This window comes from Bacillus sp. 2205SS5-2, from assembly GCF_037024155.1.
Classification (GTDB): domain Bacteria; phylum Bacillota; class Bacilli; order Bacillales; family Bacillaceae_K; genus Bacillus_CI.
The window spans coordinates 169,129-191,582 of record NZ_JAYKTS010000005.1; the positions used below are offsets into that span (position 1 = coordinate 169,129).

The window sequence follows — 22,454 nt, forward strand, 5'->3', positions numbered from 1 at the left end:
GCATTTATTATTTCCCTATTAAAACCTCTTTACAATCATATGTATGTATGAATGACGAAAATCATTTCTACCTTACAATTGAAAACAGATAACTATTGATTATCGAGCCTTAAATCAGTATAATTGATATACGAACATACGTTCTTTAGGGAGGGAGTTTTTTCACATGACTAGAATTCCTGAAAAGGATCGCAATATTTTTGAACAGGCAATCTATTTACCAATGGTGTTAACTGTATTAAACCAAGATTTAACTCTAATTCAAAACAGTTCATTTAAATTAAAAAATCCTTATTTGGAATGGATCGAACAGACAATGATGGTTATCCAGAAAGATTTAAGTGCAGTAAAAAAAACAATGCGAAGTAAGGAAATGAAGGTAGAACGTATGGAATCAGATGAGGCTTTCACGATGTATCTATTTTTGTATAAGGGCTTTGAAGAACATCACAACTATTTTAATCCACGCCTAAGAAACGGTGTTGAGAGTTTAATGAGATATTATCTATACAGCCGTTTCCAACCAAATAATCCATCAACCTCACACAAAAAAGCGTGATTAAACACGCTCCTTTCCTTTAATGAAATCGATCCAATAGTAGGTTTTCTTCTCTGCAGTTTCTTCATGATGGGAGGGATTGTTGAGGTCCTTTTTCTTCATTTCTTCAATTGCATACATAAAACGACTGGTTAGCATAAGTGTTCTTGTACGCTGTGAAACAAATGAATTAAGCGAAATCGGCAAATGAAAAGACTGGCCATTTTTGAACACAACCTTCGTCACCTTAGGTTCTACTCGTTCATGTCTCTTCACATGTTTTTCACAAATCCAAATGCAGTTAGGATTTGATGGGGAACTCGTTGGAAAAGAAAAAATAGAGGTATGACTATCAACAATGATTGGTGCTTTATAGACGACACCTGTTAAAAACTTTGTTCCGTTTTTTCTACCATCGTATGATGAGCCAAAGTACTCACAGCTTTTCCGAATAATTTCCAACGGTGAACGGGGAGAAAGAAATTCATCATGAAGCTCAAAAACTTTTGTGTATAATTCTTGTCCATATTCAACGGGTAGCAGAATCATCGTCTGAGGGTTCATTTCGTATTCTTCTATAAATCGATCATTTTCAATCATTTATTCGCCTCCCTATATAAGTTCAATCTTAACTATAACATATTTTACCAGATGAGGTGTTTTTTCTATGATTTTTTATTTAATCATTAAAAATTTTTATATTTTCTGAAAATTTAAAAAAATGATTGATATTTCTCCAACTGTTCCATATAATAAAAAAAAGACTTCAGAGGTGATTGTAAATGGAAAACAAAAAATCCTATGCTGAGTTGATGAAAGCTTGTGCAATGACCCGGAAACAGTCCCCTGATTTATCAATGACGGAAATTTACATTGACATGGTACTTCAAGAAATCTTATTTCACCACCAAAGAGAAAAGTTACAGCAGGAAATTGATTTAGCCCTTGATCAACGTAATCATCCCAATTTTCTTCACTATTCCACTCAATTTAAAGAGCTGAAACTACAATACGGTATGTGATCCCTTCCCCCTTGAAAATAGGGGGAGTTTTCTTTTTCTAGAATAACACTACACATACTATCGGTAGAAAGCTGATTTCACAAACATTATTTCCTTTCGCAGCAGTATTTAAAGCATGAAAATAATAGGTGTCGAGGGTTCTCTTCGCTTGGCAGTTTTCGCAAAGTTTGCGGCTCTATGAATAGGAGTGAAACCCTTTACTGGTGTGGCTTCCTTCTCTTTTCTTTACGAGAAATTTTTCATGTTTAAATGAAAAATTGGAAATCCTATGAAAAAATCTAACTGCCTGTTTTTTCTTTGTGTCTGGAGCAACAAAATTTACGAAAACAGCCTTAAAAAGATGTAAAGCGTTTGCCTAATTAACGTAAATAATACAATATGAACCATCTTGAGGTAATACCTTGTCACAAGGCTTGGCTTATGACCTCGAATCGGTCCGTCTAGAACTAGCCACAAATCCATATTAAAATTTAGCCTAGGCATAAAAGAAAACTGACCTAATTAGGTCAGTTTTCTTCATATTTTTCCAACATAATCAGTCGTTCCATCATCGTCGGATGGGTGTAGCGAAACAGCTTAACAAGATAGGGTGGATTTACCTGACTTAATCCTACACGGGAGAGTTCTTGAAAAGAAGAAATGGCTGCTTCTTTATCCTCAGTTAACTCAATCGCATAAGTATCAGCCCGAATTTCCATATACCGTGAACTCAAATTTGTGAGTGGGCTCGCAGCAAAAAGCAAAAAGGAGGACAATATGAAAAATAAGGGCAAGGAGCTTATATGATGAACTTCTTTTACTTTCAACCCTTTACCATGTTTTCTTACCAAATACTCCATCCACCTCGCGATTAACCATAGCCCGATAAACGATAGCAACAAATATCCTCCGATACCAAAAAAAATGTGTTTTTCCACATAGTGAGCCATTTCATGTGCCATGACAAATAAAATTTCTTCTTCAGACAAATTCTCAATCGTAGTATCCCATAAAACAATTCGAGAGTTTGAACCAATACCTGACACATAGGCATTTAGGAGAGTTGTTTTTTCTGACATATCCACTTCATATACATGCTCAGCAGGAATGTTCGCTTTATTGCCCAAAGCTAAAATTTTGGTTTCAAGTTCTTTATCTTTCAATGGATAAAAATCATTATATAGTGGATCAATAATAACAGGTTGAATAAACATTATTAACAAGGTAAACGGAATCGATAACACCCATGCACCCAACCACCATTTTTTGGAGAATTTCTTCATTAACGCGTATATGACAACAACAATTACAAACATCAAAAAATAGTTCACCCAAAAATCAATTACTTCATCTTTCATCCACTGCGAAAAACTTTGAGTAGAGAGATGATACATCTTTGAAAGGGTAAAAGATAAGTATTGCAAGGGATATACTAAAACAAAGGCAACTAAAGATAACCAAAATAAATATACAGCTTTTTGCAAAAATAGATTGTTGGTTGTTTTTTCTGCCCAACTAGCCATTCCTCTTGAAATACCAAAAATCAACACTAAAAAATACAATAACCATTCATAAGGAGTCGATAAAAAGAAGAGTAAGTTACGAATTTTACTGTATTCTTCACTCAACATCAGCTCACGACTATTCATGAATGTAGCCGGATCTGCACTACTTCCGAGCATATCTGCTGGAATGGTACTTTGAGCATAAATAAATAAGTACAAATACATAAACAAACCAAAAAACAGATAGAGAATCACGGCACGAAATGACCACTTACGAAGCATCAGACTTCCCCCTTCTCGTCCTCTTACTATATGTAGTTTCCTACAATTCATTTAGAACACTTACCATTTAAAAAAAGATTTAGCATTACACTAAATCTCTTCTAATCGCTCTTTTATACGAAAATAGGTATTGATACTGATTTTGGCGTAAAAAAGCACCCTCCCTAAAATGGCTAATCCATTTTTTGAAAAGGCTGTTTTCGCAAAGATTGTGGCTTTTCGAATTAGCCCTCAATTCGTGATGAAGATTGACTTCGGGCATCTTTTCGCATCATTTTAAACCCGAAATGAAGAATGAAAAGAGTGTTTCCATCCTTTTTTGTATACTACAGCAACAAAGTATCCGAAAAGAGCCTTTGAAAAAGTAGACAGAATTCTTTTTTGTAGCTTTCTTGTTTTTTACCTGCACTTTCATAAAGTGTATAGTGAAAGTGTACACAGTCATACCAATACATATTTCCGCTAGATGCACCGCCATGGCATCATTCAAACCCTTGGAAATGGTTGTCAACTTGTGTCTCTTTCAGGTGCTAAGATCGTCTTAGTACCGACTTTATCATCGTTGACTGAAAGGATTATGATTAAACCACTACACCTCCATTTTCATCAATTGCGGTGACTGAGAAGGAACATGGGGGGTCTGGTATTCATTGTTCCTATTTCGTCTAATTTTAGATTGAATCCTTCATTTTGCTGTTGATTTCCATCAAAAACAAACGTAAAAATGCTTTGAAACAGCTACATCATAGTTTATAGACTGATACTAAAATAAACAAACTTTGCGAAAACAGCCCATCTTGTATTCATAATGAGTAAAGTGTGAGTACGCCAATCGATCCAAGCACAACGAAAATAACATTCCATCCTAAAAAAGCTAGCAAAAAAGCTGACGTAATTCCGATTAGACCAAAAGAAAGGTCTTCTGTATTCAGCGTAATCGCCCCTGGAAATATAAGTGCGCCTAAAATAGCGTAAGGCACATTTCGTAACACCCTTTCCAAAAAAGGAGGGAGCTTCATCTCTCCTAACAGCAAGAACGGGGCCATTCTGGGAAGATACGTCACCACCGCCATGCCTAAAATCACCAATAATATAGGTGTAATCATCTATTCTTCCCCCTTTTGCTTCATAAGGTCAACTAATTCTACACATACAACTGAGAGAACTGTTGCGAATAAAATTGCCCACCCCGTACTGATATTTGCGAGAACAAAGACTGAATTTAGTACTCCGCCAACACCAGCTAAAAAAAAGACCTTTACACTTCTTTTCATAGAGGGTACCAATAAACCGACAAACATCGCATAAAGTGCAATCGCCATACTTTCTTGAAGTACTTGAGGCAAGTATGAACCAACGCCGTACCCTATACCAGAGCAAATAACCCAACTTCCGTAGGAAATCAAAATGACACCAAAACCATAGGCGGAGGACATTTTTCCTTCCTTTGTGGACATTACCGTAAAAGTTTCATCCGTGATACCAAATGAGAGAAATGCTTTTTGCCAGTGCGGGGCTTTATCAATTTTTTCATTTAAAGAAGCAGACATAAGAAGATGGCGAATATTCACCACAAATGTGGCTAATACGATTTCAATCCCGGTAGCTGCCAATGCCATCATATTTAAGCTCATAAACTGCGAGGCGCCAGCAAAAACAAGGATACTCATCATCATCGTTTCAAAACCACTTAAGCCCGTTGTTTTCGCCAACAATCCAAACGTCATCGCTATGGGAAAGTAGCCGATTGCGATGGATGCTCCGCCTTGAATACCTGCTAATAATTGAGAATTCCCCTGTTTTTTAACCACTGTTTCCATCTACTTCTCCCCTTTAAAGCTATTAATCTATTTCCACAATTATATAGACAGGTATTCTGAATCTCAACCATTTTTCAGCTGACCTCACTAAAAAAAAACATATCATTTTCTAAATGGATGATTCCATTGACGAATAAATTCAAAAGGCTGTGTTGGCAAAGGTTGTGGCTTTTCGAATTTGCCCTCCTATCGCCCTCCTATCGTGATGAAGAATGACTTCGAGCATCTTTTCGCATCATTTTTAACCCGATATGATGAAAGAAAAGAGTGTTTCCATATTTTTTTGTATGCTACAGCAATAAAGTATGCGAAAAGAGCCATTCAAAAACAATATTGTAGACAAAAAGACCCTAATAAAAAGACCGCCTTAGCGATCTTTCTCTCTGCACTATTTCCCTTTAAATTCCGGTTTTCTTTTTTCTCCAAATGCAATCAATGCTTCCACTCGATCTTCAGTTGGAATCGTTATTTCATATGCTTTCCGCTCAATTTGGAGCCCTGTATGTAAATCAGCATTCATACCATTTTTGATGGCAAATTTGGCTTGTCTTACTGCAATAGGACCGTTTGCCATAATCAAATGTGCAAATGCTTCCACTTCCGTATCAAACATTACGCGACTGACTACTCTCGTTAACAGCCCGTACTCCAGCGCTTCTTCTGAAGATAGACGTTTAGCTGTTAAGATTAATTCCATCGCCTTTGATTCTCCGATTAAGCGTGGTAAACGCTGTGTTCCACCTGCTCCAGGAATGATTGCTAAACTCGTTTCTGTTAGCCCCATTTTAGTATCTTCTACTGCAATTCTAAAATCACAAGCTAATGCAAGCTCCATCCCCCCACCGAATGCATAGCCATTCATTGCGGCGACAGTTGGCTGTGGAAGTTGTTCCACGGCTGCAAATACTTCTCCTATCTTGAACACATTTCGTTTTACTTGCTGCTCAGTTAACGTTTTTCGCTCCTTTAAATCGGCTCCTACGCTAAAAGCCTTATTTCCAGATCCTTTGAATATAACAGCTCTCACTTCTGGATTTATTCGCAATGACTCTACAATCTCAGCTAGCTCTCTCAAACTATCATAATTAAATGCATTCATCGCTTCTTCACGATTCAGTGTTACTAAAGCTAGGTGTCCCTTTTGTTCTAAAAGTACATTTTTCTGCATTTCTCTTCCTCCTCTTTTCTTCCTATGTAGACTTCTACAAGAACATAGAAATTCCTTTTTGTTCCTTCCTATTCGATAACTTCTAGATTGGCTGATTCTTTATGAAGAAGCCAATTTTTTCATTAAAATTCACCGCTCATGACCGGTAAATTCGTCTATAAATCTTTTAATAGTCTGCTTTCGCATCTACTAAGGTTACTAATAATGGTTAGGATTCTATCGAATGAAATACTGACACAAGAGCTATTCTCATTCCATATTTGTTTCAAGAGGCTGTTTTCGCAAAGTTTGTGGCTTTTAGTAGCAGATTATCACCTATGATATAGCTTTTAAGAAAGGCGGAAGTGGCTGCCCAGGGACGGCAGGCATCTGGCAGTACACGCAGTGAAGCCTGCTTCACGTAGTGGGCTGACAAATGCCCGAGTCCCTAGCCACTGCAGCTGGATCACGAAAGGCGGAAGTGGCTCGCTCAGCAGCGGCGGGCAAATGTTATCCAACGGAGGAGGTCCTGATCTTTGGAGTTGGATGTTATTTGTCCCATAGCTGCTAGCCACTGCAGCTGGATCCGTTTATTTTTGATGGAAATCAAATGTGAAATGGGGAGATAAATCAATAGCCAGATGAAATATCCACAATGTATACAAAAAAGCCTTACTGTCTTATTCTGTAAGAAAAGAGCTGACCTAGGTCAGCTCTTTGTCGAAAAGTAAGAAAACATAAATTTTAAATTTTTTTCTGTCTAGCCCCATGCAATTATCTTATTGTGACTGGAGCACTTGTTGTTTTAAGGCACGACGAAGTATCTTTCCTGTCGTATTCTTTGGTAGCTCCCCAATAAAATCAATAGAGCTAGGAAGCTTGTATTTTGCTAAATGCTCTTGGCAATACTTCATAACCGCTTCTTCTGTTAAAGATGCATCCTTTTTTACGACAAAGCAGCGGACTGCTTCCCCAAAATTCGGATCAGGTACACCAAATACAGCCGCTTCAACAATGCTTTCATGGGCATATAGAATTTCTTCAACCTCACGAGGATAGACATTATACCCTCCTACAATTATCATATCTTTTTTCCGGTCGACAATATAAAAATAACCATCCTCATCTCTAGTCGCGACATCACCAGTAAAAAGCCAACCATCTTTAATCGTAGCAGTTGTTTCTTCTGGCATTTTATAATAGCCCTTCATGACACTTGGACCACGTACAATTAACTCTCCAGCCTCACCAACAGGTACCTCATCACCCAGCTCATTAACAACTTTATTTTCCATATTTAGTATATTTGTCCCAATCGACCCTGGCTTTCGTGGACGATTCAAAGGATTAAAGCAAGTTACCGGTGATGCTTCTGAAAGTCCATACCCCTCAGATATCATTACGTTGAATTTTTGTTCGAAATTCTTTAGTAATGCGATTGGTAAAGAAGAACCTCCTGAAATTGATATGCGCAAAGATGAAAAATCAGTCGGCTTTCCAGCTTCATATTGATATAAGAAGTTATACATCGTTGGAACACCGGCAAATACAGTTGCTTCATATTTGTTCGCTACACGGAAAATTTCTGCTGGGCTGAATTTTGGAATGATAATTAACGTAGCACCACTAATGAGCGGCGCGTTTAATACGACCGTTAAACAAAACACGTGGAACATAGGAAGTGTCGTAATCACACGATCATCCTCAGTCATTTTCAAATATTCGCCAACATCTTTTGCATTTGAATATATATTGCGATGAGTGAGCATCGCCCCTTTAGGTTTTCCTGTTGTACCTGACGTATATAAAATAACGGCTACGTCGTCATCCAATAATTCAGGTCCTTCAAAAATTGGTTGACCACCTCCTAGTAAGGAAGTAAACGTTTTCAATTTATTGTATGAAGAAAGCTTAGATAAATCTTCAGCCTCTTTCTGTCCAGATTCACAAAGGATGAAATTTTCAACCTTAGGTAATAAATGGTGCATTTTTTCTACTAAAGGCAATAATAAATCTAACATAATAACCGTTTTAACATCACCATTATTTAGAATATAACCAATTTCATCTGGTGTATAGATCGGATTCACTGGAATCACCGTTGCACCTAAACGCATCGCTGCATACATACCAATAATAAAATGTGGAGAATTTCCTAATACTAGTGCAACATGATCCCCTTTTTGTACCCCTAGTTGTTCTAAGCCATTTGCAAACTTGTTGACAGCTCCATTTAATTCCCTATACGATGTCGCCTCGTCCATAAAATAAAACGCAGGCTTGTCAACTTGAAGCTTTGCAGTTTGTTCTAACCGTGAAGATAAATTCATTCTTCCTCTCCCCTTTCTGAATGAACAGTCATTCACTTTTATTATAACAATAAAAGTTTTCAAAATATATTTTATATAAAGAAAAGTATTAATTCAAGAGATAATTCCCAATATTTTCGAAAAAATCGGAAAATAAGTTTTACTAAAAAAATGATACCCTTATTTCCTTTCCATCCAAAGATATATTCAAATTTATTAATTCGAATTTTCTTGAAACTTTCCCCCTAACTCCTCGTAAAGAAAGAAAACGTGAATAGGAGTGCTTTTGATGAGAAAAATATTAATTTTTTGTACCACTGTTTTATTTTTGGTTCTGGCAAATATGGGGTTGAGTCAGCTTGTCGATGTTGGCTTTTATGACCTTAGCTTTTTAGTAGGATTAGTGTCTGTTGTTATCATAAAATTTTTCACCTCTAGTGGAGGCTTTGCATCAGATTCTGTTCGATTATCGATTCAATCCAGAACAGGCATAAAAATGGATCGAGAAGAGAAAACCTTCACTCCTTCCATTGCCTTCTATACTGCAATTGGCTATACTATCTACGGTTTCGTAACAATTTTCATTCTTTACAAAGATTACTTTGTATAAGAAAACGCATAGCGAGCGTTTATCGGTGACCTGCTTAAAGGGAGGATTGACATGAGGCCCACTTTTCCTTATGTCAGGGTTTGGCTTGGCCTCGAGACGATAGCATCTGGAGCTAAACACCAAAACCATTGTATACCTATTTTTTCTCTTTGGGTTGTTTTCACAAAAATTGTTGCTTTTCGTAGCAGCATATATTCCGTTAATAATATAGGATTCAGGAAATTCTTCCTAAATTACCGAACGAAATCAATTCAAAAACAAGGGCTTCCATCGACAATTAAATGAAATATTATCAATGTCAATAAAGAGTATGAAGAACCTTTAATTTTGACACTTTATTCATCCAATAATTGAATACAATAAAAACCTTCCTTTATCGGAAGGTTTTTATATTTACTCATGAGACTTCGGCTTATTTTAAAAATATCTTATAGGAGCATTAACAATTACTTAATTAAGCCTTTGAGTTTTTTCAGCTACACATAATGATAATTATATGAACTTATTTAAAGTAATAATTCACTATCCTGAACTATTCATGAAATCGCAGTGCAAGTCATTTTTCAGTCAAATGAGATGATTAAGACACCTTTTTTCAACTAATTAGATAAACGACCTCACTTTTAAAGAAGGATGGGAGATTTCCAGAATTAAAAACCCATATATTTCCTAAACTCTCCGAAAAAGGGCAGACGTATCCTGTAAAGACTCAAATCCGTTTTAAAATTTCGGGTTTTTAGTGCCGTTCTATCCAAATCGTGGAAGGGACTGGATTCTAGTCAATGTTTCCATGAACTCTTTTTTGTACAGGCAATGGCTTGACAGCTTAAATGTAAGATAACGACTAGATCGTATTATCTTTCCTGCAATCTTTATGAGTTGTAAGCGTACGGTATCAATGAGTTTTGTGTTCATGGTCTTCGGTAGGCATAATCTTCGAAATCCATTGTGAAGGTTATAGACCAAAATCGCGATCTGTAATTTACAGGCATTTCGCTCAAATTCAGTGCTGTTCATGTTCCCAAAGGCAAATCCAAGTTTCCCTTCTTTAATGAAGTTTTCCATGGTTCCTCGATTGAAATAAAGCTTTGCGATGTTTTTCGGAGACAATGTCATGTTTGTCACAATAAATGTGAAATGGAATAGAAGCTCATCTGACGGTCTTTCCATCTTGACTACCACTCGTCTAGGATGGGTCCAGCTGGCTGCTTGATAGTTGAACTCACGATAGAAAACAGACGTACTCTCTGTAATATCATCTGGAATTTGATCTAATAGCTCTTCCGCCTTAGCCTGGAGGCGTTTGTTCGCTTTTAATCGGATCACATAGTGAGCCTCTTTCACCTCCGCCAATTCGAATAGTTCTGGTACGGCGAAACCACTGTCGCCACGAATAACGGGAGTGACCCAAGGAAACTGACACTAGTAAACAAGGAAAATACGACAACTATCTTGACAAACACCGGTTATGTGTTTGTATGTTTAATAATTTCTTATTATTTGGTTTCAAAGTGATTTAAGATTTCTTCGTAAAGAGGAGAAATCGGTATTTTTTTCTCCCCCCATAACCTCAAGAAAGACAAAGCAGCTTCTGGATTAACATATGATAACTCAGCTAATTTCAAAGGTATTGCTTGACGTTTCTGTAATGTTTCTCGACAAATCGGAAGAATGTGCTGGTTCATGTCAACACTCCTTTTTAGTTTATTAAACAATCTCATTAGCGGAGCACAAAAAAAGCACCCAGAACAAACAGGCCTCATAAATCAGAAATAAATTCTAATTCGAGATCTCTTTACTCCAGGTGCTTCCTGATGCATATATTGTTTAGTTTTGTATGCGCTAATCAATAATAATTGTTTCGATAATCTCAATTTATCACACCAGCAAAAAAGTTACAAGTACAACTTCACTTTCTATTAATTATTTTTTAAAATGAAAACCTTTTTCTAATTCACATGAAGATGATCAAGGTTCTAATGTTACTTTACTGGGTCGGCCCTTTAATGCAATTGGTCCTCCTTAGACTGTTGATAGCCTATTGGTAGATGTAATTATGAACCTTTTACTTGCCAGTTCAGGACATTCATATCATACCAAGAGGTTTTTAGTTCAACCCTTATTCTTCTTCGTACCAAGAATGCTGCCCGTTACTTGAACAGAGGGCCGCTGCTTGTTAAGCAAACGCCCCCTTTACTGGAACAAGCCTCTGCGCGTAACACTTAGTACATTACAGATTTTTTTCATCCCATTCTTTTAACATTTCTTCATCGATTGATTCAATCAATTCCTCTGTGCCGTCTTCTCTTACGTACTTTACTTCAACTTCCTTAGAGGGACTAATGGTATACCAAAACCTCTTGTCCCCTTCGACCTCAATAATATTTGCTTTTTCTCTACCAGCATACACTTCAGTTATATCATTATTACTAATTGCCCCAGAATAGATATAAGGGTTCTCGTGCATGGCTGACCATTTGTGAGGTGTGTTCCATTCTGCTCCTCTAGTCTGTTTCCATTCCCATTGGTTATTTTGTTTTTGAGAGTAAGATATAAATATTTGTTCTCCACGTTCATTAAGTTCCGTAAACACTGCGATAGCATCATCTTCGTGAACAGCATTTAACTCTGAATAAACCAGAGTATACGAATAGTTTTCTTCTCCTATGTGCATTTCTTCCATTTTTTGATGAAAAAACTCTTCAAATGATTGTTCGTTTGCGCACCCTGTAAGTAACAACAATAAGATTGAAAACACTAAAAATCTTTTTAACTTCAATTGAGACTCCCCCTTATTACCTTCAAAACTACCATTTATCTGTTTTATTGACTAGGAACCGTGTTAATATCTTGAACAGATTCTTCCATTATCCTGTTCCAATAGTTGAATATTGACAATAGCAAGAGAACAAATAGCTTTCTTAAATCTATTGCCCCCTATAAAAAGTACTTAACAAGTGTTTTACTATATCAGTCAATGGTTAAATTAAATAAATTTAATTGAAAGCCCTTAATTAATGAATTAAACCTTATCTCAGGATCAACATTTATAGAAGAGCCAAAAGCAGAAATTATGATATCTTTCCCTGAACTGCTTAAATTGTCTATTATTGTTGGTGAAAAATAAACATTCTCGCTATATTCACCTAAACAAAAAGATATATATTTAAAAAGGAGATCATCATCCGTTGTTCTTTTTAATTTCTCAATTAGAGGTTCATAACATTTATCATCTACATGCCTAGTTACAATAATTAAAGATGTGCTTTCTCTAGGTATTACAGAAATATAAAGAGAAGGTACAAAGAGTTTCTCATCATAGTTATATATGTTTATAGTCTCTTCGCCGGTGATATCTACATTTACAGCTACTGCTGTTGTTCCAGTGAATCCTACTCTAAATGGTAGTTCTCTTTGAAATGTGTCAAATTTTTCATAAGTACCATTTTCATAAATTTCTCGAAATCTTTCATATTCATATTTTTTATCTTTTATATCCAACTTGCAGGATGTATAACTCATTAAGATGCTTATTTCTTTAGTTGCATGAGGATGCTTCCTAAAAACTTTTGGAAAGTGCCTACTTAGCCTTTCCTTTCTATGTAATTCAAAACAAAATGCCCTAAAGGCCAACCAGAAATGTTGTTCCTTTGTTCCCAAAAATGCTATGTCTTCTATACATGAAAAATAAGCCTTATCATGATGTTTACAAAAGCCATTAAATTTACTAGCCTGATTCTTTCCAATCTTATCAAACTTAAGCGTAGGCAGATTTTTATTTATTTCAAAAGCAAGATGATAAACATGATTGTTTGTAGCAATCTTATCAAGTACCCCATTATTTTGAAGTGAATGTGCCCCAATAATATTATGTGAACACTCATTATTATCAAAACCATAGCATGTGTTAAAATCAGTCTCTCTGAATATTTTTTGTGCTTCAAATATTATTCTGCCAGGGGTATAATTATAATCATTTTTACTAACTGATTTGCTTTTCTTGTAACAGCAAAATTTACATTTTTTCCCACTTTCACATGGACAAACCTCATATGGCTGGAATGAATATCTTTTAGCTTCATTTTTAGATATAAGCACAACTTACCCCCACTTATTTATAAATTATTTAAACTGCACTACATTATTGTAAGTTTACACTAATACCAATTATTTCAAAATTTGTGTTTTTAAGCAATGCTCATGTTCAACTAAATGGCCCTTTAACTGAAGATACAATGTCCCCTTAAATACCCCAGATGGCCTGAAATCCTATTTCCTTTTAATGTATAGGGGTTAATTGCTCAAGAAGAGAAAAGCGCTAAAAACAGAGGACGGGTTATTCCTGTTGATATTACACATAAGAAATACTTAAAGGTTCTTACATATATTCATTTCTATGAAAAAAGTCTTACTATATAACAAAAGCAGAGGGAATCCCCTCCGCTTTTTGTCTTTACACCCTATAATGCTCGTACAGTTAATAAATCAAATTAATAACTTCTTCTTTTGTGACATTTCCAAAATAATGTTGTACATTGAACTCATTAAGAGCTTGCTCAACATCTTGCTTTTCATAACGAATGCCCACTAATTTCTCTTCGATATCCTCTACATCACCAATTCCAAAGAAATCGCCGTAAATCTTACATTGCTCAATTTTCCCTTTGTTTACATCTAGACGAACATCAATCGAACCAATTGGGAATCGGTGTGAGTGATGCACATTTGATTTAGGAGATTTCCCATAATTCCAATCCCAGTTTTGGTAGCGTTCTTGAGAGATGTGATGAATTTTTGCCCAGTCTTTCTCAATTAGCTGATACTCTTGAATATTTTCTTCTCCATTAAAAATATACTGTAAGAGTAGTGCACGAAACTCTTCAATTGTGATTTTCTCTTCAAGAAATTCAACTATATTCGCCACACGGGACCGAATCGATTTAATCCCTTTTGATTCAATTTTATCTTTTCGTACTTTTAATGCTGAGACAACATTCTCAATTTCCGAGTCAAATAATAATGTACCATGACTAAACATTCGCCCCTTTGTAGAGAACTGGGCATTCCCTGATATTTTACGGCCGTTAGCCATAATATCATTTCTGCCACTAAGCTCTGCATTCACACCCAATTTTTCCAATGCTTTAATAACAGGTTCTGTAAATTTTTTAAAGTTATGAAAGCTCTCACCGTCATCTTTAGTAATAAAGCTAAAGTTCAAGTTTCCTAAATCATGATAGACAGCTCCACCACCAGAAAGACGACGAACCACATGCAATTTTTCATTCTCAACATACTCTGTATTAATTTCTTCTATCGTGTTTTGATTTTTCCCTATGATAATAGAAGGTTCATTTATGTAAAATAAAAAATAGGTTTCGTCTATATCTAAATGTTTTAGCGCAAATTCCTCAATAGCTAAATTAATTTGTGGGTCTGTAATTCCTTGATTATTAATAAATTTCATAACTTCTCCTCCTTATAAAGTAACAGTTAGATTTTGATGGGCAATCTGAATGGGCCCATTAAACTGCTCTTTTGCTTCGTACTGCAATTGATGATGATCGCCAAAATGAGGTAGGTGAGTTAATATTAGCTGTTTTACATTGGCTTTCTTTGCAAGCATTCCTGCCTCTTCACTTGTCATATGACCTGCTGATTTTCCGTTCATCCCTTTATAAAAATTACATTCACACAATAAAATATCGGCATCTCTGCTAAAAGAAACGAAGGAGGCCATATAAGCTGAATCAGCTGTATAGATTAGGTTATGTTCTCCATCTGAAATATTCATTGCAAAACAAGGAACAGGGTGATTGGTTCGTATAAAAGAAATAGTAAATGGACCCACTATTAACGGTTGTGTCTCAAAATAGGCGATTCCTTTAGATAATTTTTTATACGTTAAGGAAGCAAAACCAGAGTCATTTTCATTATGAGCGTATATAGGGAGCGTTTTCACTTGGTTTCCTAGATGATGTGAGATGAGCAAGGCGTGTTGTAGCACACCGATGTCAGCAATATGATCCGGATGGTAATGTGAAATTATCACTGCGCTTAACTCTTCGGGCTTTATTATATTTTGCAGCTTTGATAAGACACCACTGCCACAATCCAATAACATATTAAACCCCTTATGCTGAAGTAAATAGCCAGAGCTTGCTCCATTTTTTGCAGGAAATCCTCCCCATTGACCAATGATGCTTAATTTCACCCTACCACTCCTCAATTGAAAATGATTATCAATCTACACTTACTATACTCCATTTCCCCTATTTTTTCATTTAATACGAAATTCATACAAAAAAGAATTGACGAAATCAATTCTGTTATAATACAATATAATAAATAATTAATAGTTATATAACAAAGAGAGTACAAAATTCGGAGGGTGATAAATTTGTTAATCAATGTAGTCGATTTTTTCAAAAACTTGCCAGCCAAACAATGTTCAAACTGCGGGGAAACAATTGAAGAGCAACATGAATGTTACGGCAATCAATGTGAGAACTGCTTAGATACCTACCACGGATAAATAGGAAGTTGATCTTAACCCTGGGTTAAGATCAACTTTTTTACATCATTCAAAAAATATTAAAGCGAAGTGACTTTACAAACGAGAAGGCAGATCAATCACCAGTGGCGAGCATATGTTGGTTCACAGAGAAGGTCCAAAGTCATTATTTGTCCCCTGACTTGCATCCAACCCAATAAATAGGGCTGTTTATATTCCTTTAGAAAAGCTCTTTTCGTAAACTTTTATCTTCCTGACACAGAAAAAAATACTGTAAGCTGGATCCGTCTATTTTTGTTGGAAATCAACAGTGAAATGGAAGATTTAATCAAAAATATGATGAAATAGCCACAATATATATAAAATGGAGACTAAACAAAAAAACCCCAGAACAAATCAAATTGTTCTGAGGCTGTTTTTATTCGCCTACCATGACCATTTCTTCTACATGGTCGTGTATTTCTTCTCCTTTTTCAGCATGAACAACGACTGTATAGTGACCTTTTTGAGAGAAAGCATATATTGCTTTATACTCTCCTTCTACTTCACTAATAGTCTCAACCCACTCAGCCTTTGCACCATCAACCTTAATTTCAAATCGGACTTCAGCGTCTGATAAGGGTTGACCGTCAACTTCCACATGAGCCATTAACATTGTTTCCTCTCCAGCAACTGGATTTTCAGGTTTCATGAAGTGAATAGAAGAATCAAGGTGTTCCTGATGATCTCCGTTATTGTCCATTTCACCATCACCAATCAGGATTTCTGATTTAGGCATCGTATGTAATCCTCGTGCTGTGACATGAACTTGCACAATATATTTCCCGTTCATCTCAAAAGTTTTTTCAATTACGTAATGTCCTTTATCACTTTTTTCAGCATCAATCATTTCACTATCGTCCTTTTGACCATCCATCCAAATCTCGTATTTCACTTCATCTGCATCATCTACGAGTTCGTCCCCTTGCTTTACCTTTGTGGAAAATTCGATACCTTCGCCTATATTTCCACTTTCAGGAACTTGCAGTTCTGCCGCTATAGCAACTGGTGCCTCGGTGTTATTTTCAGCTTGACTTTGCTTATCATCGTTCCCACATGCGGCTAATAAAAGGGTAACTGCAATAACGATCATCCAAATCCCATTATTTTTTTTCATTTATTTTTCCTCCTAGTTCTTTCGATAACATGTATATTACTTCATAAATGTGAAATCAGCGTGAAATGTTTTTAGCAATTTATTGACCATTATTCGAAAACCAATGGGATATAAATCGATACCTTCGTCCCTTTACCAATTTGACTCTCAATTGATAGTTTACCACCATGGAGCAACACTAAATTATTCACGATGGACAGCCCTAAACCTGTTCCCCCATCCTTACGTGAACGTGCTTTGTTTACTCGATAAAAACGTTCGGTCACATGAGGAAGATCTTCTTCAGGAATGCCGCTTCCTGTATCTTCTATCATTAACTTAGCAAAAGAATCATTGTCATTTGCTAAAGTGATAGAAATGCTGCCTGATTCTGTATGGTGCATACTATTTACGAATACATTATAAATAATCTGCTGGATACGTGCCTCATCACCAAGTATAATGATTTCTTCATCTAAAGTTAATATCGTATTTAAACCCTTTTCCTCGGCCATCGATTGAAGGTTTTTAGTCGTTTGACGGATTGTTTCAGCAAACACAAGTGGAACTTTTTCAATAGAAAATTGAGTGGTTTCCATTTTCATTAACTCTAACAAGTCACCAACGATCTTCTCCATCCGACTTGCTTCAACACTCATAATGTTGACATAGTGCTCTCTCTTTTCCTCCGCAATCACACCTGTTTTCATTCCTTCTAAATATCCTTTAATATAACTCAATGGCGTTCGCAACTCATGTGAAACCGTCGCTAAAAACTCTTTATTACGTTGGTCTTCTTCTTCAAGGGCTTCTGCCATTTTGTTAAAGGTTAACGCAAGTTGCCCTACTTCATCGTTTGAACTTACCGATACACGCACATTCAACTTCCCTTTTGCAAGCTCTACCGCAGCAGTTCTCATTTCCTTGATCGGACGAGAGATGATACCAATTCCTTTAGTTCCAACATATAAAATAGTCAATATAAAAATCAGTGCACCTAGCAACCAATACCATGTAATATGGGACGTTAATTCCGTGATATCTGCTAGAGGGAAATAAAGGTATATTATTCCTTGCAAACGATTTTCTTCTAGTAAAGGGACAACGACCGACACCAATTTCCGATCAAATCGCTCTTCATATCCCACTTTTGAAAGTGTTTTATTAAGTAACAGCTGTTCACGTTCCTTAGGTCCAATCAACGCTTGATAGTCGATGTCAAACGGCACACAGGCACTTAATTCTCGTGGGTTTCGTACGGCAAACACCTCGTAGGGTGTTTTACTGTTTAGCCACTCTACATTTTGGATAAATTCGTCCGCAATTTCTCCCTGCTTATAATCACGCCGAATTTTTTCACCTAAGTCAATCAACTCTTCCTCAACATTATTGACATATAATCGTTCATATAAAATATCGGATAAAAGATAAGCAAACCCAATTGTTAACAAGAGTAATAAAAGGAGAGAAATCCATAATTTCTGAGCTAATGTTTTCACAATGACCCCTCATATGTATAACCTAATCCCCAAACCGTTCGAACCATCTCACTTGCATGCGAACCTAGCTTCATCCGAAGGGTTTTAATATGAGTATCAACCGTACGTGTTCCTCCCGAATAGTCTATTCCCCACACATATTCTAAAAGCTGATCTCTTGTGAATATACGTCCCTCATTGCTCAATAAAAGATACAATAATTCATATTCCTTTAGTGTAAGTGTAGTCAATTTACCATCTATGTAAACTTTTCTTGAATTCGTATCAATCGTAAAAACGCCTTTAGTAAGTCTCCCCGTCTCTGGTTGACCTTTTTGGGTTCTTCTCAATACCGCTTCAATTCTAGCAACTAACTCTCCTGGTGAGAATGGTTTTAATACATAGTCATCTCCACCCAATTTTAATCCCTTTACCTTGTCCCACTCGTCCCCTTTTGCGGAAAGAAAGATAATCGGCACCTCACTTATCTCCCGAATTTTTTTACAGGTTTGAAATCCATCCACATTCGGCATCATAATATCAAGTAAAACTAAGCTCACATTATTATTCTTGATATATTGTAAAGATACTTCTCCATCCTCAGCTTCGAGTGTTTCATAGCCTGCATTCGATAGATACAAATCAATGAGGTGTCGCATGTCCTCTTCATCATCAACAATTAGTATTCTTTCCATTTTTTCCACCTACTCTCTTGTTAACAGGACAAAGGGTCCTTTTCCTACGGGTACAGTTTTCTCAATTTGCAAATTTTGTTTATTGAGAAAATACAATTCATTACTATCATATCCTGCAACAATAATTCTGTTAGAAAAGGTGGAGATAGCAAAAGGATTTGCTCCTACAGTATTGAATTTGATCACTTCATATTCCTGACTCAAAAGGTGTATTTCATTGCTTCCATGACTGACCACGTAATATCGTTGTTCGTCTTCAATCATATTAATCGGCATCGTTCCCGCCTGTACAGAGCGAATGATTTCCCCTCTTTGTGAAGAATAGACCAACAATCCCTCTCTAGGTTTACTCCCTTGACCGTGTCCGCCAATCCAAACCTCATCATCTTTCAAAAATAACCCTGCAGACGAGGAGGGAATCTCGAATTCTCTATCTACTTCCTTTCTACGTAAATCAATCACTGATATTAAGGTATCTTTATAATTGATAACAAACAACTCACCATTCTTTATTTTCATGTCCAAAGGATATGCTCCAACGTCAACAGTCTTTATTTTCGCCCCTTTTTTATTAAGAAAAATAATTTCATTTAGTTTGGCGTTTGCAAGAGCTATTTCATCGCCTACTTCAATGGCGGCTGTAATCCCTTCACCAACCTGCCATTCACCTAAAAGCTCCCCTTTATCCAACGAATAGAGATAGACCTTATTTAATTGATACCCAAATAATAATACATCCTGTGATTGATTCACTAAAATACCACCTGTAAATTGTTTGTCAAATTCCCATGTAGCAAAATCCTCTGCTTTTTCATTGACAAATGACAGGGTAGAATTTTGTAAATTTAACGAGGCTACAAAAGGTTGATCCTGATAAATAGAAGGGTAGATTTGTTGTTGACATCCTGATAAAATCATTGCAATCAGAATGAAAAAAAGACTATTTTTCACTACTACCTCTCCTTTCATATTGGATCGTAAATTCTCCACATTTCATCTTAACCGAAAGTTGTGAAGTTTTGTTGAAATTTTTTTGAACATATTTCATATTGAATGTATTTTTATAGGTATTTTTCTGAGATTTTTCTATAAGACTCTTTTCGTAAATATGGTGGTTATTTCAACTGATTTTTGACTAAACCCTCCATTTTTCTTTTGTATAGTTTGATGCTACAGCAACAAACTATGCGAAAAGAGCCTTGTATAAAAAAGATCATCAAATGGGTTAAGGCAATAGAGCACGAAAACTGCCTTTAAAAAAGAGCGACTCTGGTAGAGTCGCTCTTTTTAATCTATTGTTCAACAGTTTTAAAGAATTGACGCTTATGCATAGTCTTAAAAAATCCAAGTGTTAAGATCATGGATCCACCCATAAAGGTTGCCAGAATACCGAGATTCCACCACATAAATTCAAAATCACCACTTGATATAACCGCTTTAAAGGCGGATACTGAATACGTCATTGGCAATAATGGACTAACAGGTTGAAGAGCTGCTGGAATCAATTCTAGTGGGAAAGTACCAGCGCTTGTAGTTAATTGTAAGATTAAGATGATAATCGCAACAAAACGACCAGGATCCCCTAAAATGGTCACAAGTGCTTGAATTAATGCTAAAAATGTTAAGCTTGTGACAATCGTTGATACAACAAACAATCCAACACTTTCAACCTCTATATCAAGTCCGATTAATAAGATGGCTACGGCGATTAACGATTGTAGGATTCCCACACCTGTTAGTACTCCAAATTTACTAAAGAACCAAGAAAACGCATTTTTTGGTCGGGATGCAGGTTCGCGTAGCGGATACACAATTGAGATTAATAAAGCACCGACAAAAAGGCCTAGTGATAAAAAGTAAGGAGCAAACCCGGTTCCGTAATTCGGAACCGGATGAACGGCTTCTTTATCTACATTTACAGGCTCGCCCATTTGATTGTATGTTTTGTCATCTGCTTTTACACTATTGACTTCATTGGCAGCTTCTCCAAGTTTTGTGTTTAACTCTTTATTTCCTTCAGAAAGGTCAATCGTTCCCTCTGCTAACTCCTTTGAACCATCAACAATTTTGGAAGTACCATCGGATAACAAACTACTTCCGGAAGATAATCTATTAACTCCATCCAATAATTCTTTGGCACCACTAGCAAGTTGTTTTCCACCGTCATTAGCCGTAGCTAACCCTGCCTGGTATTGCTCCATTCCACTGAGAAGTTGATTTTCACCATCTAGAAGGGCATCAGAACCAAGAGAGAGTTCCCTAGCTCCAGCAGTTAACTTATTCAATCCTTCTAGTGTTTTCTTCTGCCCATTATTTAGAAGACCTATATTATCGGAAAGGCTCTGAGACCCTCCTTGCACTTGAGCGTTTCCTTCTTTAAGCACTGTTAGTGCCCTTTGCATCTGCACTCTCTGCTCTTCTGGTAAGCTAGCAAGCAATGGAGTGATTTGTTCGTCTAATAACTGAATTCCTTGATTTAATTGTTGAGCACCCTTACTAAGTGTTACACCTCCCTGTGCTAGAGAAGTAGTATTGCTCACAATTTTCTCTACCCCTGCTTCTGCCTGAATTAACCCCTCCTCAGATTGGACTAGCCCTGCTTGTAACTCTTCTGTTCCCTTTTTTAATTTCGTCGTACCCTGAACTATGCCAGCAAATTTATTGTTTAGCTCGATTATCCCTGAAGATAGCTCACTAGCACCCTTTTGCACATTGTTTGCTCCATTTTGTGCAACTCCCATACCATCTTTCATTTCAATCGATTTTCCAGCCAATATAACGAGCTTTTCTTTTAATGTTAATGCACCTTCTGAAACCGTATTGGCCCCATCTGATAGTTTCCCAGATCCTTCTTCTGCTTCTGTTAGCCCGTCACCAAGATCACGAATTTTATCAAACATACTTTCCGCATACGTTTCGGTGACAGTTGTGGATAGGCTTGCCTTGATTTCTTTCATTGCCGTTTCACCAATTTGAGCGGATAAGAAGTTATACCCTTCATTCGGAACGTAGTTTAACGATAGTTTTTGCGGATTTTCTTCTAATAATGTCGTTGCACTTTCAGAGAAATCTTCCGGAATTTCCACTAATAAATAGTAATCTTGTTCCTGTAAGCCCTTATTCCCTTGCTCTTCATCTACGAATTTAAAAGCAAATTCTTGACTCTTTTTCAATTCCTTCACCAACTCGTCTCCGAGCTGGATAGGTTCTCCGTCAAAATCAGCACCAAGGTCGTTGTTCACTATGGCAACCGGCAAATCGTCTAACCCTTCATAAGGATCCCAAAAAGCCCATAAAAACATGCCACTGTACAAAATAGGGATAAATAATACCGCAATAACCGGAATCAACACTTTTCGATTCAAGATAATATCACGAAGTTCTGCATATAGCAGCGATTTTTTCATTCGTCATTCCTCC

At 36.5% G+C, this 22,454-nt stretch carries 21 protein-coding genes and 1 pseudogene; 5 read left to right on the plus strand and 17 right to left on the minus strand.

Annotation, left to right across the window (positions count from 1 at the left end):
• The first annotated feature begins 166 nt into the window (after positions 1–166).
• A complete protein-coding gene (locus U8D43_RS05615) occupies positions 167–559 on the plus strand; it encodes a YhjD family protein (protein ID WP_335870091.1) in 393 nt (130 codons plus the stop codon).
• Here the strand turns inward: U8D43_RS05615 and U8D43_RS05620 are convergent, their stop codons facing one another.
• Positions 560–1,138 (minus strand): competence protein ComK, encoded by a 579-nt coding sequence (locus tag U8D43_RS05620; protein ID WP_335870093.1) that lies wholly within the window; start codon positions 1,136–1,138, stop codon positions 560–562.
• A gap of 182 nt (positions 1,139–1,320) precedes the next feature.
• Between U8D43_RS05620 and U8D43_RS05625 the strand changes: the two genes are divergently transcribed.
• Positions 1,321–1,560 (plus strand): IDEAL domain-containing protein, encoded by a 240-nt coding sequence (locus tag U8D43_RS05625; protein WP_335870095.1) that lies wholly within the window; start codon positions 1,321–1,323, stop codon positions 1,558–1,560.
• Positions 1,561–2,066: 506 nt separating this feature from the next.
• Here U8D43_RS05625 and U8D43_RS05630 read toward each other — a convergent pair.
• From U8D43_RS05630 to U8D43_RS05645, 4 genes are all read right to left on the minus strand, one after another.
• Positions 2,067–3,326, minus strand: a complete 1,260-nt coding sequence (locus U8D43_RS05630; RefSeq protein WP_335870096.1) for a M48 family metallopeptidase — start codon at positions 3,324–3,326, stop codon at positions 2,067–2,069.
• A gap of 803 nt (positions 3,327–4,129) precedes the next feature.
• Entirely contained in the window at positions 4,130–4,432 is a 303-nt protein-coding gene (locus U8D43_RS05635; protein ID WP_335870098.1) for an AzlD domain-containing protein, read from the minus strand.
• A complete protein-coding gene (locus U8D43_RS05640; protein ID WP_335870100.1) occupies positions 4,433–5,146 on the minus strand; it encodes an AzlC family ABC transporter permease in 714 nt (237 codons plus the stop codon). It lies immediately after the preceding gene.
• Between the two features lie 388 nt (positions 5,147–5,534).
• Positions 5,535–6,314, minus strand: a complete 780-nt coding sequence (locus tag U8D43_RS05645; RefSeq protein ID WP_335870102.1) for an enoyl-CoA hydratase-related protein — start codon at positions 6,312–6,314, stop codon at positions 5,535–5,537.
• 415 nt (positions 6,315–6,729) lie between these two features.
• Between U8D43_RS05645 and U8D43_RS05650 the strand changes: the two genes are divergently transcribed.
• Positions 6,730–6,864, plus strand: coding sequence for a hypothetical protein (locus tag U8D43_RS05650; RefSeq protein WP_335870104.1), 135 nt, complete (start codon positions 6,730–6,732; stop codon positions 6,862–6,864).
• Between the two features lie 208 nt (positions 6,865–7,072).
• Here U8D43_RS05650 and U8D43_RS05655 read toward each other — a convergent pair whose 3' ends face one another.
• Positions 7,073–8,623 (minus strand): fatty acid--CoA ligase family protein, encoded by a 1,551-nt coding sequence (locus U8D43_RS05655; protein ID WP_335870106.1) that lies wholly within the window; start codon positions 8,621–8,623, stop codon positions 7,073–7,075.
• Between the two features lie 268 nt (positions 8,624–8,891).
• Between U8D43_RS05655 and U8D43_RS05660 the strand changes: the two genes are divergently transcribed.
• A complete protein-coding gene (locus tag U8D43_RS05660) occupies positions 8,892–9,212 on the plus strand; it encodes a hypothetical protein (RefSeq protein WP_335870108.1) in 321 nt (106 codons plus the stop codon).
• 747 nt (positions 9,213–9,959) lie between these two features.
• Here the strand turns inward: U8D43_RS05660 and U8D43_RS05665 are convergent.
• From U8D43_RS05665 to U8D43_RS05690, 6 genes and pseudogenes are all read right to left on the minus strand, one after another.
• Positions 9,960–10,613, minus strand: a pseudogene (locus U8D43_RS05665) (IS1380 family transposase); the annotation flags it as partial.
• 95 nt (positions 10,614–10,708) lie between these two features.
• Complete coding sequence (locus U8D43_RS05670) at positions 10,709–10,897, minus strand: hypothetical protein (protein ID WP_335870110.1); 189 nt, start codon at positions 10,895–10,897, stop codon at positions 10,709–10,711.
• Between the two features lie 545 nt (positions 10,898–11,442).
• Positions 11,443–11,991 carry a hypothetical protein gene (locus tag U8D43_RS05675; RefSeq protein WP_335870112.1) on the minus strand — a complete coding sequence of 183 codons (549 nt, stop codon included), beginning with the start codon at positions 11,989–11,991 and terminating at the stop codon, positions 11,443–11,445.
• A 191-nt stretch (positions 11,992–12,182) separates the two neighbouring features.
• On the minus strand, positions 12,183–13,310 hold the full coding sequence (locus U8D43_RS05680) for a hypothetical protein (RefSeq protein ID WP_335870114.1): 1,128 nt from the start codon (positions 13,308–13,310) through the stop codon (positions 12,183–12,185).
• A 379-nt stretch (positions 13,311–13,689) separates the two neighbouring features.
• Positions 13,690–14,679: a lipoate--protein ligase gene (lplA, locus tag U8D43_RS05685; protein WP_335870116.1), complete on the minus strand. Its 990-nt coding sequence runs from the start codon at positions 14,677–14,679 to the stop codon at positions 13,690–13,692.
• 12 nt (positions 14,680–14,691) lie between these two features.
• Positions 14,692–15,426: an MBL fold metallo-hydrolase gene (locus tag U8D43_RS05690; RefSeq protein ID WP_335870118.1), complete on the minus strand. Its 735-nt coding sequence runs from the start codon at positions 15,424–15,426 to the stop codon at positions 14,692–14,694.
• Between the two features lie 186 nt (positions 15,427–15,612).
• On the opposite strand from U8D43_RS05690, the gene yhfH reads away from it, so the two are divergent.
• Complete coding sequence (gene yhfH, locus U8D43_RS05695) at positions 15,613–15,747, plus strand: protein YhfH (protein ID WP_335870162.1); 135 nt, start codon at positions 15,613–15,615, stop codon at positions 15,745–15,747.
• A 397-nt stretch (positions 15,748–16,144) separates the two neighbouring features.
• Here the strand turns inward: yhfH and U8D43_RS05700 are convergent, their stop codons facing one another.
• The 5 genes from U8D43_RS05700 to U8D43_RS05720 all read right to left on the minus strand — a co-directional run bounded on the left by U8D43_RS05700 (position 16,145) and on the right by U8D43_RS05720 (position 22,441).
• The gene (locus U8D43_RS05700; protein ID WP_335870120.1) at positions 16,145–16,882 is read right to left on the minus strand and encodes a FixH family protein; all 738 of its coding nucleotides are present in this window, start codon (positions 16,880–16,882) and stop codon (positions 16,145–16,147) included.
• 89 nt (positions 16,883–16,971) lie between these two features.
• Positions 16,972–18,360, minus strand: coding sequence for a sensor histidine kinase (locus tag U8D43_RS05705; protein WP_335870122.1), 1,389 nt, complete (start codon positions 18,358–18,360; stop codon positions 16,972–16,974).
• Positions 18,357–19,034 (minus strand): response regulator transcription factor, encoded by a 678-nt coding sequence (locus U8D43_RS05710; protein ID WP_335870124.1) that lies wholly within the window; start codon positions 19,032–19,034, stop codon positions 18,357–18,359. Before U8D43_RS05710 ends, U8D43_RS05705 begins: the two co-directional genes overlap by 4 nt.
• Before the next feature lie 9 nt (positions 19,035–19,043).
• Positions 19,044–19,985, minus strand: a complete 942-nt coding sequence (locus U8D43_RS05715) for a YncE family protein (RefSeq protein WP_335870126.1) — start codon at positions 19,983–19,985, stop codon at positions 19,044–19,046.
• 341 nt (positions 19,986–20,326) lie between these two features.
• Positions 20,327–22,441: a YhgE/Pip family protein gene (locus U8D43_RS05720; protein WP_335870128.1), complete on the minus strand. Its 2,115-nt coding sequence runs from the start codon at positions 22,439–22,441 to the stop codon at positions 20,327–20,329.
• Between the last annotated feature and the right edge of the window lie 13 nt (positions 22,442–22,454).

What these genes read in the sequence shown, in the direction of transcription:
- U8D43_RS05615 (WP_335870091.1), top strand. Translation starts at nt 167, where the DNA reads ATGACTAGAATTCCTGAAAAGGATCGCAATATTTTTGAACAGGCAATC.
- U8D43_RS05620 (WP_335870093.1), bottom strand. Translation starts at nt 1,138, where the DNA reads ATGATTGAAAATGATCGATTTATAGAAGAATACGAAATGAACCCTCAG.
- U8D43_RS05625 (WP_335870095.1), top strand. Translation starts at nt 1,321, where the DNA reads ATGGAAAACAAAAAATCCTATGCTGAGTTGATGAAAGCTTGTGCAATG.
- U8D43_RS05630 (WP_335870096.1), bottom strand. Translation starts at nt 3,326, where the DNA reads ATGCTTCGTAAGTGGTCATTTCGTGCCGTGATTCTCTATCTGTTTTTT.
- U8D43_RS05635 (WP_335870098.1), bottom strand. Translation starts at nt 4,432, where the DNA reads ATGATTACACCTATATTATTGGTGATTTTAGGCATGGCGGTGGTGACG.
- U8D43_RS05640 (WP_335870100.1), bottom strand. Translation starts at nt 5,146, where the DNA reads ATGGAAACAGTGGTTAAAAAACAGGGGAATTCTCAATTATTAGCAGGT.
- U8D43_RS05645 (WP_335870102.1), bottom strand. Translation starts at nt 6,314, where the DNA reads ATGCAGAAAAATGTACTTTTAGAACAAAAGGGACACCTAGCTTTAGTA.
- U8D43_RS05650 (WP_335870104.1), top strand. Translation starts at nt 6,730, where the DNA reads ATGCCCGAGTCCCTAGCCACTGCAGCTGGATCACGAAAGGCGGAAGTG.
- U8D43_RS05655 (WP_335870106.1), bottom strand. Translation starts at nt 8,623, where the DNA reads ATGAATTTATCTTCACGGTTAGAACAAACTGCAAAGCTTCAAGTTGAC.
- U8D43_RS05660 (WP_335870108.1), top strand. Translation starts at nt 8,892, where the DNA reads ATGAGAAAAATATTAATTTTTTGTACCACTGTTTTATTTTTGGTTCTG.
- U8D43_RS05670 (WP_335870110.1), bottom strand. Translation starts at nt 10,897, where the DNA reads ATGAACCAGCACATTCTTCCGATTTGTCGAGAAACATTACAGAAACGT.
- lplA (WP_335870116.1), bottom strand. Translation starts at nt 14,679, where the DNA reads ATGAAATTTATTAATAATCAAGGAATTACAGACCCACAAATTAATTTA.
- U8D43_RS05700 (WP_335870120.1), bottom strand. Translation starts at nt 16,882, where the DNA reads ATGAAAAAAAATAATGGGATTTGGATGATCGTTATTGCAGTTACCCTT.
- U8D43_RS05710 (WP_335870124.1), bottom strand. Translation starts at nt 19,034, where the DNA reads ATGGAAAGAATACTAATTGTTGATGATGAAGAGGACATGCGACACCTC.
- U8D43_RS05720 (WP_335870128.1), bottom strand. Translation starts at nt 22,441, where the DNA reads ATGAAAAAATCGCTGCTATATGCAGAACTTCGTGATATTATCTTGAAT.